This is a genomic window from Flavobacterium ranwuense, assembly GCF_004349315.1.
GTDB classification, from domain to species: domain Bacteria; phylum Bacteroidota; class Bacteroidia; order Flavobacteriales; family Flavobacteriaceae; genus Flavobacterium; species Flavobacterium ranwuense.
Genome location: NZ_SMLH01000001.1, coordinates 69512 through 82470, shown reverse-complemented (window position 1 = coordinate 82470; position 12959 = coordinate 69512). Strand labels below are relative to the sequence as shown.

The 12959-nt window shown below is 34.6% G+C and carries 13 protein-coding genes; 4 read left to right on the top strand and 9 right to left on the bottom strand.

Annotated features, from left to right (window positions below; translation table 11 throughout):
- The first annotated feature begins 3 nt into the window (after positions 1–3).
- The gene (locus E0I61_RS00360; protein ID WP_131991445.1) at positions 4–729 is read left to right on the top strand and encodes an RNA methyltransferase; all 726 of its coding nucleotides are present in this window, start codon (positions 4–6) and stop codon (positions 727–729) included.
- Between the two features lie 69 nt (positions 730–798).
- Here E0I61_RS00360 and porT read toward each other — a convergent pair whose 3' ends face one another.
- From porT to E0I61_RS00335, 4 genes are all read right to left on the bottom strand, one after another.
- Positions 799–1503 (bottom strand): type IX secretion/gliding motility protein PorT/SprT, encoded by a 705-nt coding sequence (gene porT, locus E0I61_RS00355; protein WP_131991447.1) that lies wholly within the window; start codon positions 1501–1503, stop codon positions 799–801.
- A gap of 1 nt (position 1504) precedes the next feature.
- Positions 1505–2236, bottom strand: a complete 732-nt coding sequence (ubiE, locus tag E0I61_RS00350) for a bifunctional demethylmenaquinone methyltransferase/2-methoxy-6-polyprenyl-1,4-benzoquinol methylase UbiE (protein ID WP_131991449.1) — start codon at positions 2234–2236, stop codon at positions 1505–1507.
- Positions 2237–2818: 582 nt separating this feature from the next.
- The gene (locus E0I61_RS00340) at positions 2819–3301 is read right to left on the bottom strand and encodes a dihydrofolate reductase (RefSeq protein ID WP_132068677.1); all 483 of its coding nucleotides are present in this window, start codon (positions 3299–3301) and stop codon (positions 2819–2821) included.
- A 13-nt stretch (positions 3302–3314) separates the two neighbouring features.
- Entirely contained in the window at positions 3315–3647 is a 333-nt protein-coding gene (locus tag E0I61_RS00335) for a 2TM domain-containing protein (protein ID WP_131915484.1), read from the bottom strand.
- Between the two features lie 239 nt (positions 3648–3886).
- On the opposite strand from E0I61_RS00335, the gene E0I61_RS00330 reads away from it, so the two are divergent.
- On the top strand, positions 3887–4183 hold the full coding sequence (locus E0I61_RS00330) for an isoamylase early set domain-containing protein (RefSeq protein ID WP_131991453.1): 297 nt from the start codon (positions 3887–3889) through the stop codon (positions 4181–4183).
- Positions 4184–4206: 23 nt separating this feature from the next.
- Here the strand turns inward: E0I61_RS00330 and E0I61_RS00325 are convergent, their stop codons facing one another.
- The 5 genes from E0I61_RS00325 to E0I61_RS00305 all read right to left on the bottom strand — a co-directional run bounded on the left by E0I61_RS00325 (position 4207) and on the right by E0I61_RS00305 (position 9041).
- A complete protein-coding gene (locus E0I61_RS00325; protein ID WP_131991455.1) occupies positions 4207–5031 on the bottom strand; it encodes a thymidylate synthase in 825 nt (274 codons plus the stop codon).
- 31 nt (positions 5032–5062) lie between these two features.
- Positions 5063–6346: a metal-dependent hydrolase family protein gene (locus E0I61_RS00320; protein ID WP_131991457.1), complete on the bottom strand. Its 1284-nt coding sequence runs from the start codon at positions 6344–6346 to the stop codon at positions 5063–5065.
- Between the two features lie 127 nt (positions 6347–6473).
- A complete protein-coding gene (locus E0I61_RS00315) occupies positions 6474–7097 on the bottom strand; it encodes a bifunctional nuclease family protein (protein WP_131991459.1) in 624 nt (207 codons plus the stop codon).
- Between the two features lie 147 nt (positions 7098–7244).
- Entirely contained in the window at positions 7245–8213 is a 969-nt protein-coding gene (locus tag E0I61_RS00310) for an electron transfer flavoprotein subunit alpha/FixB family protein (RefSeq protein ID WP_131991461.1), read from the bottom strand.
- An 81-nt stretch (positions 8214–8294) separates the two neighbouring features.
- Entirely contained in the window at positions 8295–9041 is a 747-nt protein-coding gene (locus E0I61_RS00305; RefSeq protein WP_131991463.1) for an electron transfer flavoprotein subunit beta/FixA family protein, read from the bottom strand.
- Positions 9042–9331: 290 nt separating this feature from the next.
- Here E0I61_RS00305 and E0I61_RS00300 point away from each other — a divergent pair, with 290 nt between their 5' ends.
- Positions 9332–10312, top strand: coding sequence for a pyruvate dehydrogenase complex E1 component subunit beta (locus E0I61_RS00300; RefSeq protein WP_091204253.1), 981 nt, complete (start codon positions 9332–9334; stop codon positions 10310–10312).
- A 130-nt stretch (positions 10313–10442) separates the two neighbouring features.
- On the top strand, positions 10443–12929 hold the full coding sequence (locus E0I61_RS00295) for a DUF5686 and carboxypeptidase-like regulatory domain-containing protein (protein ID WP_132068675.1): 2487 nt from the start codon (positions 10443–10445) through the stop codon (positions 12927–12929).
- Positions 12930–12959 lie beyond the last annotated feature (30 nt).

The following is a 12959-nucleotide window of genomic DNA, read 5'->3' as shown; positions in this document are numbered from 1 at the left end:
TTTATGGTTAGTAAAAACCAAATAAAACTTATAACGAGTTTGCAGCAAAAAAAATATAGAATTGCCAATAAATTATTTTTTGCCGAAGGCGTAAAAGGGATTCATGAATTACTGGAGTCTAATTTTGAGCTGGAACATTTGTATACTACCCAAAATGATTTTGAGGAAGTCCCTGTAGCTAAAAAAACGATTATTCAAGAAAATGATTTAAAAAAAATAAGCGCATTAGCAACCCCAAATACCTGTTTGGGAATTTTCAAAATGCCATTGGAAAAACCAATTATTGAGACCGGTTTGATTGTAGCGCTTGATTCAATTCGTGATCCGGGAAATTTAGGAACCATATTGCGTTTGTGTGATTGGTTTGGTGTTAAGCAGTTGTTGTGTTCAAAGGAAACAGTTGATATTTATAACCCAAAAGTGGTTCAGGCAACTATGGGTTCTATAGCCAGAGTCAACGTGAATTATATAGATCTTAATGCTTTTATAGCACAAACAAAATTACCCGTTTTCGGCACTTTTATGGACGGAGAGAATATTTATAAATCAGTTTTACCTAAAGAAGGCATTATTATAATGGGTAATGAGGCTAATGGAGTTTCGCCAGCACTTGAAAGTTTAGCCAAAAACAGACTCGCAATTCCTCGTTTTGGGGATCTTCAAAAAACAGAAAGCCTCAATGTTGCGACAGCTACCGCTATAGTATTAAGCGAGTTTTGTCGGGGCTAGTATTCAGTGTTCGGTCGCAGTTTACGGTGAGAACCGAATACTGCGACTGAACACACTGGGAACTATTCTTTAATGGAAAGTAAAATTGATAAAAACCGCTCTGGTTTTCAAAGATTCTATATTGCTTGTCCAAGGACTATTTGGGTCTTTGTCTCTGATTAATTCGTCATTCATTCCAAAAACGCCTCTTATGGAAGGAGAAAATATAAAATATTCCGAAAAAAGATCAATTCCAAAACCCAATTCATAATTAGTTGTCCATGCTTTTACTCTAAAACGTTGTTCTAAGTTGTCATCAATTAATTTAGAATTACTGGATAAATTTAAGGTTGCTGATACGCCTCCCACTAAATAGGGGCGAATATTTCCTGTTCTAAGGGAGGAAAATTTCACTAATAATGGAAAATGAATATAGGTGCTGTTCACTTCTCTCAGCGCATCTCCACTATTTGTGAAATTAGGATAGTGTAAATCTCTTCTTGTATAATAAAGACCCGGCTCAAATCGCAGGTCAATGTATTCCTGAAGTTTCAAATCAGCAACGATACCCACATTAAATCCAGTGGTTTTTTTTATAAGAATATCGGGTCCTACAGTTTTATAGTCTATTTTGAAATCATACGAGTTAAATCCTAAATAAAACCCATAATACATTCTCTTTTTTTGAAAATTTTCCAAATTAATAATAGGGTCTCTGCTAAATATATTTTTAGACTTTTGAGCGTATCCGTTTAGAATAAAAGCAAAAAACAGTAAGACAATTATTTTTCTCATGTTATTTTTTAGAAGCTGAGTAAATGGTAGCTACACCAAAAGTTTGTGGTAAAGCTACAACATCTATAAACCCAATTTTTCTCAAAATATTGTTTAATACTTCGCCGTAAGGGAATGCAGCTGCCGATTCAGATAAATAACCATAAGCAACATCGTCTTTAGAGAAAACTTTGCCTATTAATGGGAGAATGTTTTTTGTGTAAAAATTATATCCTTGTTTGTAAGGAGTCTTGTCCGGCACCGAAGTTTCTAAAATTACAAATATACCGTTAGGTTTTAAAACTCTTAGAATTTCAGCCAAACCTTTTTCTAAATCGTCAAAATTACGAACTCCAAATGCAACGGTTATTGCATCAAAATAGTTGTCTTCAAAAGGCATGTTTTCGGAGTCACCCAAAATCATTTCGATAGTATTAGAAAGATTTTTTGAAGCAATTTTTTTTACGCCTACTTCCAGCATTCCTGCTGATATATCTAACCCAATGATTTTTTTAGCATTTGTTTGTGCCATCAAAATGGCCAAATCACCAGTTCCGGTTGCGATGTCCAGAATGATCTTCGGATTTGATTTCGCAACTATTTGCAGTACTTTTTTACGCCATTTTATATCAATACCAAAAGAAATGACACGATTCAGATTGTCATAATTTCCAGAAATGGTGTCAAACATTTTAGCAACTTGTTCTTTTTTACCTAGCGCTGAATCTTTATAGGGTGTTATTTTTTCTGACATTTTTTTAGTTTGTACAAATATAATACAAACTTGATGAACTTAAAATGAGTTTCAAAAATTAGAAACAAGTTTTATTTTAGTTTTTAAAATACGTTCAGACAGGCTGAAAACTAAAATTTATTTTATTTGAAATATCACTAAAAGTGGGTATTGTAACTAATGATTTTATTGTACAAATTTGTTATTCAGTAAATAACCATACCAAATGATTAAAAGAGAATCGATCAACCAAATCAAGTGGGTAATTTTAGCGTTTTTTATCTCATTTGTTCTTGTTAGCTGTTTTGAGAATACTGTTTTACAAAGCAGTATTGTAGTTAAAGCGCAAAATACGTTCTTAGGATTAAATTTGTTTTTGGAAATTTTAATTTTTTTCGTCTTTAGTACCTTCGTGGTATTTGGTATTAAAGGCTTTTTTGAGATGTATTCTCAAAAAACATCAAATATTATAATCTTCATTTCTGGAGTATTACTACTATTTGTAATTTTTATTTTATGTTATCAAATACTCTTTCAAGAGTAGGTCGTCTCTTTGATCAATGGTTAAAAAAAAACATCCCGTAAAAAGGATGTTTTTTTGTTTTATTTTTTAATGAATGTCTGATAGGAATAATCGTAGAGATGTTTTTCATCCTTCGTATTAAATTCTGAAATTATTATTTCCCATTCATCGTCATTAATTTCAGGGAAGTGAGCATCGCCTTCAAAGTTGTGATGAACACGTGTTATTTCTATTTTGTCAGTAAAAGGGAGTCCTAAGGTATAAATTTCGCCACCACCAATTATAAATGTGTCTTCGTTTTTGGGACAAATGGCTAATGCTTTGTCCATACTATCTACGATGATGCAACCGTCGGCTTGATACTCTTTCTGTCTTGTAATTATGATGTGGGTTCTGTTTGGTAATGGTTTTGGAAAACTTTCAAATGTCTTTCTTCCCATTATAATATGATGTCCGGATGTAAGGGATTTAAATCTTTTGAAATCATTTGGTAAATGCCAAACCAGTTCGTTGTTTTTACCTAAAGTATTATTTTCGGCAACGGCCGCAATCATTATTATCATAATTGATGTACTGTTATTTAAGGTCGTCGTTGTTAACCTGTGTTTGTAATTGATCCAGTTTTTTTTGTTGTAAAGCTACAAGCCGGTCTATTTGTTCCCTTTCCCAATTTTTATTCATAAAACGATCCGTGATGAAAATTTTTATAAAATGTAAAATAAAGAGGAACAACCATATGGTGATAATCCAAATGGACCAGTGGGAATCTACGGCAATTTCGAAAAACTTATTAGCGATAAATAAAAGCAAACTTCCTAAAACGAAAAGGACAAAATGAAAATACAATCTTTTTTTTTGTTTAATTCTTCTTCTTGCATATTCATACTGTTCGTGTAGTTCTTTTTCCATTGATCAAAATTTTGTTTATAAAGGTAAAATTTATTTTGGAAAGTCACTGTTTTGCTTCTACATTAATTTAACAAGAAAACTTTTTCTCTTTCTGGAATGTTAAATTTAACAGACTTAAAATTAAGAAATTGCTCATAAATTAACATGGTTTGCCACATTGTATTAAATCTTCGTTACGCTCATTGTGTGTTCAAATTCTTTTGTTTTCTTTGTTTTATAAATCTATAAATGAAATAGTTATGGCAATCAAGAAACAATTCGTTAAAACAAAACCAGTTTGTAAAGTTACCTTTTCAATAGAAGCAAAAGAAGCAAGTCAAGCTTCTGTTGTTGGCGATTTCAACAATTGGAATGTAGCTGAAGGTGCTTTGAGCAAATTAAAAAATGGCACTTTCAAAGGCATTTTCGATGTAAACAAAGATGCTGCCTACGAATTCAAATACGTAATTGACGGCACATTTGTCAATGAGCCGGAAGCAGATTCTTTTAAGTGGAATGAGTTTGCAGGAAATGAAAACGGTGTTTTAGTAGTTTAGCTAAAACACCGTTTTTTATTGCATTAGACCGCAACACTGCCTTTTATCAAGGCATGTGGTTCATAGCCTTCGAGCGTGAAATCTTCAAAATCGAATGCGAAGATGTCTTTTATATTGGGATTCAAAATCATTTTAGGTAATGGTTTTGGCTCACGGGACAATTGTAATTCGAGTTGTTCAAAATGATTGTTGTAAATGTGTGCGTCACCAAAAGTGTGAATGAATTCCCCTGGCTCCAAGTCGCAAACCTGAGCAATCATCATGGTGAGTAAAGCGTAGGAAGCGATATTAAAAGGAACGCCTAAAAAAATATCAGCACTTCGCTGGTACAATTGACACGATAATTTGCCGTTAGAAACATAAAACTGAAAGAAAGCATGACAAGGAGGTAAAGCCGCTTTATTATTGGCTACATTTTCGTCAAATGATTTTGTAGTGTCTGGAAGAACCGAAGGATTCCATGCCGAAACTAACATCCTGCGACTGTTAGGATTGGTTTTTAATTCTTTAATCAATTCAGTTATTTGATCAATCTCTTCACTATTCCAGTTGCGCCATTGATGACCATAAACAGGTCCTAAATCTCCATTGGCATCAGCCCAGGCATCCCAAATTTTAACTCCGTTTTCTTGAAGGTATTTAATGTTTGTGTCGCCTTTTAAAAACCAAAGGAGTTCGTAGATAATAGATTTCAGGTGTAATTTTTTAGTAGTAACCATCGGGAAACCTTCATTCAAGTCAAAACGCATTTGGTAACCAAATACACTCTTTGTTCCTGTTCCCGTACGATCTCCTTTTTGACAACCGTTTTCCATCACATGTTGTACTAAATCTAAATATTGCTTCATTGTATCTTTATTCTATTTGCGGTAAGCGAGCTTAGTTTTTATATATTTTTCCGTCTTTCATTACAAATACGACTTTTTCCAGCGTTTTGATAGTATTCAAAGGATTTTCATCAACTGCAATAATGTCTGCAAAGAAGTTTTCTTTGATTTGTCCTACTTCATTTCCGATACCCAATAACATGGCATTAGTTGTTGTTGCTGATTGTATAGCGGCTAATGCAGGCATTCCGGCTTCAACCATATAGCCAAATTCTTTTGCATTTGTACCATGAGCAAAGACTCCGGCATCGGTTCCAAAAGCAATTTTGACTCCTTTTTTGTATGCTTTTGCAAAAGTAGCTTTAATTTGTGGACCAACTTCTCGGGCCTTTGGAACTACAATTTCAGGATAAAAACCATTAATTTCTGCATTTTTTTCTACTTCTTTTCCTGCGGTTAGAGTAGGAACTAAATAAGCATCGTATTTTTTCATTAATTCCATTGTCTCTTCACTCATAAAGGTGCCGTGTTCAATAGTTTTTATACCGCCTAGTATAGCTCGCTGCATTCCTTCGTCTCCGTGGGCATGAGCTGCGGTAAGCATATTGTAATCTTTGGCAGTTGTTGTAATAGCTTTGATTTCGTCTAAAGTAAACTGAGGATTTTTCCCGCTTTTTGCCACGCTTAAAACGCCGCCAGTAGCTGTGATTTTAATAACATCGGCTCCTTCTTTGTAGCGCTCTCTTACTGCTTTTACAGCTTCTTCAGGAGAATTGATTACGCCTTCGTGTGGCCCCGGATCGCCTACAAGTTTACGATTGCTTCCGTTCGTTGGATCAGCATGACCGCCTGTTGTGGCAATCGATTTTCCTGCGGTATATATTCTTGGGCCTTTTACGATTCCTTTATTAATAGCATTTCTTATAGAGATATTAACTCCGGTTCCTCCTAAATCACGTACGGTAGTGAATCCGGCTAAAAGTGTTGTTTCTGCACAACGAACCGCTTGAAATGCAATGTCAGCCTCGTTGTCTAAATATTTTGACATGTAACTTTTCGTGTCGTGTTCCCCTTCAATATGCACGTGTAAATCGATGAGACCAGGTAACACATATTTGTTTTTCAGGTCGATTTCAATATCTTCGGGTTTGGATTTAGATATAAATCCATCTTGTATTTTTGTGATTTTGTTTTTAGAAACAATAATAGTTTGGTTGGATAACTCTTTGCCAGATTGGGTATTTAGAATTTTTCCGCAGTGTAAATAATAATCTTGAGAAAATGCAATTGTAGAAATAAATATGGTTGCGATAATTAGGACAAATTTTGTTTTCATAGATTAGTTTTATAACAAATGTCAATAAAAATTTATAACAAAGTGTGGCATTAAATGTAACTACAATTTTTATGTAATTGGTCGTTTTTTTCATGAAATAACACATCAATGAAAATCAAAATTAAAGTTATCTCTTCGAGATTTCGTCTCTTATTTTTGCTGCTTTTTCGTAATCTTCATGCGAAACTGCTTGATCTAACAATTCATTCAATTCTTGTAAACTATGCTTAGAATAGGTTTCTCCGGATTGATTGCTTTCTTCTTCACGACCAAAAGTTTCTGGATTAGACAGCACATCGTCGATTTCCTGAGAATCTTTATTGGCTTCCAGCGGATTTGCTTTTAGGTATATTCCAGCTTTGTCCAGAATGTTTTTGTAGGTAAAAATAGGGGCATTAAAACGCAATGCTAAAGCAATTGCATCAGAGGTTCTGGCATCAATAATTTCCTCTATTTTATCTCTTTCGCAAATAATACTGGAATAAAAAACACCATCAACTAGCTTGTGAATAATGACTTGTTTCACTACAATATCAAAACGCTCTGCAAAATTTTTAAATAAATCATGCGTCAAAGGACGCGGTGGTTTTATTTCTTTTTCTAATGCAATAGCAATCGATTGGGCTTCAAAAGCACCAATGACAATGGGTAATTTTCTTTCGCCATCAACCTCATTCAAGATCAAAGCATACGCTCCGTTTTGAGTTTGACTGTATGAAATTCCTTTTATGGATAATTTAACTAAGCTCATAATTATTAAAATGGGTAAGTACAGCGTACTTATTTTTTTGATAAAACCAAGTTTCATTTTTTGTTAAAAAAAATGCTACTTAAAAGCAAAGATACAAATATCTTATTTTTAAGTAGCATTTAAATCGATTTAATGATTTCCTGTTGATTAGGAATTATGTGCTTTGAAAGCTTTTAATTTCTCAATTAATTTTGGTACAATTTCAAAAGCATCTCCAACAACTCCGTAGTCAGCTACTTTGAAAAATGGCGCTTCCGGATCGCTGTTGATTACAACTTTAACTTTAGAAGAGTTGATTCCAGCAATATGTTGTATCGCTCCCGAAATTCCAATCGCAATATAAAGGTTTGTAGCAACCGGTTTTCCAGTTTGTCCTACGTGTTCTCCGTGAGGTCTCCATCCTAAATCAGAAACTGGTTTTGAACAAGCAGTTGCAGCTCCAAGAACTGTGGCTAATTCTTCTACCATTCCCCAGTTTTCAGGACCTTTTAATCCACGACCAGCCGAAACTACAATGTCAGCATCAGCAATAGAAACTTTTCCAGAACCTTTTTCTACTGATTCTACTTTTACGCCAAAATCATTGTCTCCAATTGTTGGATTAAAATCTTCTTGAGTTAATGTGGATGCATTTTCAAAAACACCATAAGAGTTTTTAGCCAGTCCAAGCACTTTTACATCAGTTGCAATTTCAGTGATATTGAAAGCTTTGTTTGAAAAAGCATTTCTTTTTACTTGAAAAGGCGAAGTTGAAACGGGTAATCCAACAACATTCGAAGCGTAACCTGCTTCTAGTGCTACTGCAACAAGTGAGGAAAGGTAAATACTATCCGTAGTTGATGAAAGTAAAACTAATTTCACGTTTTCTTTTTGAGCAGCTTGTTTGATGACATCAGCGTACGCTTTTGCAGTAAATCCTGATAATTTATCGTTGTTTACTTTTAACACTTTATCTACTCCGTATTTTGATAATTCCGAAACATCTCCTGCATTTACGGTTACTGCTGTAACGGTAGTTCCTAAAGATTCCGCTACTTTTTTTGCGTAAGAAGCCAATTCGAATGCTACTTTTTTAAATTTTCCTTCTGCGTATTCCGCATATATTAATATTGACATAATGATTTTAGATTAAAAGATTAAATAATTGAAAAATTTAAAGATTTCAAAAATTCGTAATTCGTAATTTTTAATTCCTAATTATATTACTTTCGCTTCGTTGTGTAATAAATTGATTAATTCGTCTAAATTGTCAGGAGAGATTAATTTCACTGCTGATTTAGGAGCTGGTTTTTCAAATTTTACTGCTTTTGTATTTACAGTGGCATCAACTGGCTCCAGAATTGTCAAGGCTTTAGTTCTTGCAGTCATAATTCCTCTCATGTTTGGAATACGCAGGTCTTTTTCTTCCACCAATCCTTTTTGTCCACCAATGATTATCGGTAAAGCAGTAGCAACGGTTTCTTTTCCACCATCAATCTCACGAACTGCTTTTACGCTAGTTCCTTCAACAGTAAGGTTTGTGCAAGAATTAAGGAAGTTGTATCCTAAAATTCCGGCAATCATTCCGGGAACCATTCCGCCATTATAGTCTAAAGATTCTTTTCCGGCGATAATTACATCGTAACTTCCGTTTTTGATTACTTCGGCAAGTTGTTTGGCAACGAAAAATCCGTCAGTAGGATTTGCGTTTACACGAATAGCTTCGTTAGCGCCTATTGCTAATGCTTTTCTTAAAGTGGGTTCGGTTTCAGGTCCTCCAACATTCACAACAGTAACCGTTGCGCCTTGTTGTTCTTGAAACCAAATGGCACGTGTCAAACCAAATTCGTCATTTGGATTGATTACATATTGTACCCCATTGGTGTCAAATTCAGAATCACCGTTAACGAAGTTAATTTTTGAAGTAGTATCAGGAACGTGACTGATGCAAACTAATATTTTCATAAGTATATATTTTGATTTTTCTAAAAAGCTTTGACAAATTTAAAATAATAATTTGAATAATATAGTATGCATGCATAATATTTTTCAATACTATTTCGATTTCGTAGCCCGGATAGCAGCGGCATCCTTCCTGTGGTTCCTTTAGCCACAGGAAGATACAGCGTATAGCCGGAAATAGCTCCTGGAAAATATCATTATAAAACCTGATTAATTTAAAGTAATTTATGCTTTTAAGTGATATAAAATATTTATTTTTGCTTTTCGAAAATTAGACACATACAACATATAATATGAGAACGATACAATTTAGAGAGGCCATTTGCGAAGCGATGAGTGAGGAAATGCGTCACGATGAGTCCATCTACTTAATGGGTGAAGAAGTTGCAGAATATAATGGTGCGTATAAAGCATCTAAAGGAATGCTTGCTGAATTTGGCGAGAAAAGAGTCATTGATACTCCTATTGCTGAGCTTGGTTTTACTGGTATTGCAGTAGGATCGGCAATGAACGGATGCAGACCGATTGTAGAATATATGACGTTCAATTTCTGTTTAGTAGGGATTGACCAAATTATAAATAACGCTGCCAAAATGCGTCAGATGACTGGTGGACAATTTAATGTGCCTATCGTTTTTCGTGGTCCAACTGCTTCGGCAGGACAATTAGGGGCGACTCACTCACAAGCATTAGAAAACTGGTTTGCGAACACTCCGGGTCTTAAAGTGGTAGTTCCATCTACGGTTTATGATGCAAAAGGATTGTTGAAAGCGGCTATTCGTGATAATGATCCTGTGATTTTCATGGAATCGGAACAAATGTATGGTGATAAAGGAGAAGTGCCAGATGGGGAATATACCATTCCACTGGGAGTTGCTGATATCAAACGGGAAGGTACTGATGTAACTATCGTTTCTTTTGGAAAAATTATCAAAGAAGCTCATATTGCTGCTGACGAATTAGCCAAAGAAGGAATTTCTTGTGAAATTATCGATTTGAGAACCGTACGTCCTATGGATTATGAGACGATTTTAACATCGGTTAAAAAAACAAATAGATTGGTGGTTCTTGAGGAAGCTTGGCCTTTTGCAAGTGTAGCTTCTGAAATTACGTATATCGTTCAAGAACGCGCTTTTGATTTCTTGGATGCGCCTATTCAACGTATCACAACTGCGGATACTCCAGCGCCGTACTCTCCAGTATTGTTGAAAGAATGGTTGCCAAATGCAGGTGATGTTGTAAAAGCAGTTAAAAAAGTAATGTATAAAAAATAGATCTTTTAGCTATTGTTAGACTTCTTAAATTGTAAGATTTTAATCTAAAAAGTTTGATAATCTAAGAAGCCTAGGTTTAATAACTTCATCAATTATTTATTTATTTGATGAAGTTTTTTTTTGAATGATTATGAAAAAGAATCTCTTGTTTCTCCTGTTTTTTTTGTTTGTTTCAACAAACGCAGTTTTTGCGCAAACAAAAGTGAGTGGTATTGTGGTAGATAAATCAAATCAGCCAATTCCTTTTGCAAATGTGGTTTTCAAAGATTCCAGCGAAGGAATTGTTACCAATGAAGATGGTCGGTTTTACCTCGAATCCCCAAAAACATATACTACTTTAGTAATATCTTCAGTAGGTTTCTCTGAGAAGGAAATTATTTTAGACAAGCCTGTAAACTACAATTTCAAAATTCAACTGAACGAAGCCGAGAGCTTAAACGAAGTAGTTGTTTTTGCCGGTAAAACGTCGAAAAAGAACAATCCTGCGCTAGACATTCTTAGGAAAATTTGGGAGAGAAAACGTAAAAATGGATTGCATTTGTTTGACCAATACCAGATGGAAAAGTATGAAAAAATAGAATTTGACATGAATTCTATCGATAGTGCTTTTATGAAAAGCAAGCTTTTCAAAGGCATGGAGTTTATATTTGATCAAATGGATACTTCCAGAGTAACCGGGAAAACCTATTTGCCTATTTTTATAAATGAATCACTCCATGATGTTTATGGAGATAACAAATTAAAAAGAGTAAAAGAAAAAATAAAAGCCAATAAAACGTCAGGGTTTAATGGAAATCAACAGATTTTGTCTTTTGTAAAAGACTTGTATTCCGATTATAATGTCTACAATAATTACTTAACTTTTTTTGACAAAAGCTTTACCAGTCCGTTATCTAAAACCGGGATTGATGTCTACAATTATGTGTTGAAAGACAGTGCATACATTGATAAAAAATGGTGTTATAATATTGTGTTTTATCCAAGACGTAAAAACGAATTGACTTTCAAAGGGGATTTCTGGGTGAATGATTCGACGTTTGCCATCAAGAAAATAAATATGGCGGTTACCAAAAGTGCCAATATTAACTGGGTAAAAGATATTTATTTAGAGCAAGAATTTGAGGTAGTCAATGATTCTGTTTTCTTGCTTACGAAGGATTATTTAATGTCTGATTTTGCTTTAAACAAAAAAGAAAATTCCAAAGGAGTTTATGGAAAGCGAACCACATTTTATAGAAATCATCAATTTAATAAGGAGCAACCAGTAGCTTTTTATAAAGATGAGGTCAATTATATGGATAACGAAGTCTACAATAAATCCGATGAATACTGGAACGAAAACCGTTTCGAAAACCTAAGCAAGGATGAATTGGGTGTTTATAAAATGCTGGATACCTTGCAAACGGTTAATAAATTTAAACGATTGTATAATCTGGTTTCGATACTTGGGAGCGGTTATGTGGAATTTAAAAATTTCGATTATGGGCCCGTTTTTTCCACATTTGGGTATAATGAAGTGGAGGGAATACGATTGCGAGTAGGAGGAAGGACGTATTTTGGACCTAACGATCCATGGCGTATTCAAGCCTACACGGCGTATGGATTTGATGATGATAAATTCAAATATGGACTTTCAGGGAAATGGATGGTTGACAAGAAAAACCGAATCATTTTGTCCGGAGGGAATAGGCGCGATATTGAACAAATAGGTGCCAGCTTAACCACCACAAACGACATTTTGGGCAGAAGTTTTGCTTCGTCCTCAGTGTTTTCGTCCGGTAGCAACGGGAAACTGACCAATATCAATTTGAGTACTATTGCGGTAGAGATAGAACCCATTAAAAATTTAATTTTTCAAACTGGATTTTCCTATCGTACGCTGGAGTCTGCTTCTACTACGTTTAGTTTGGATTATTATACGGATATAGCAAATTCCGTTATAGAAAGTGAGGTAAAACAATCAGAAGTTAATTTTCAGGTTGAATATTCGCCAAAGAGGAGAACTATTGGGGTCGGTGTGGAAAGAGACATTGTGGATAGCCATTTCAGTCGATTTTTTGTCAACTACAGCCACGGTTTTAAGGGGTTGTTGAACGGTGATTTCAAATATGATAAATTGCAATTGTATTACAAACAACCTATTATTATCGGGGCTTTAGGAAGAACCAATATTATTATGGAGGTGGGTAAAACCTTTGGGACAGTTCCTTTGGGATTATTGAGTGTTATTCCTGGAAACCAAACCTATTTTACGATAGAAAACACTTTCAGCAATCTTAATTTTTATGAATTTGTGTCAGACCAATATGCTACTTTGCAATGGAATCACAATTTCAATGGCAAAATTTTTTCCAGAATCCCGTTTATGCGTAAGCTTAATTGGAGAGAAATTGTATCCATAAAAGGGGTTTATGGAACCATTTCTGATGAAAATAGAGCGATTAATGCATCGGGTTTAATTTATAGTGCGCCCGAAAAAGGATATTGGGAATACAGCGCAGGAATCGGGAATATCTTCAAAGTATTCCGTATCGATTTCGCTTGGCGCGGTAGTTATTTGAATACACCGGATACACAACGCTTTTCCGTAAAAGGATCGTTTGGATTTCATTTCTAAGAAAGTAACAACAAATTGTCATTCAGACAT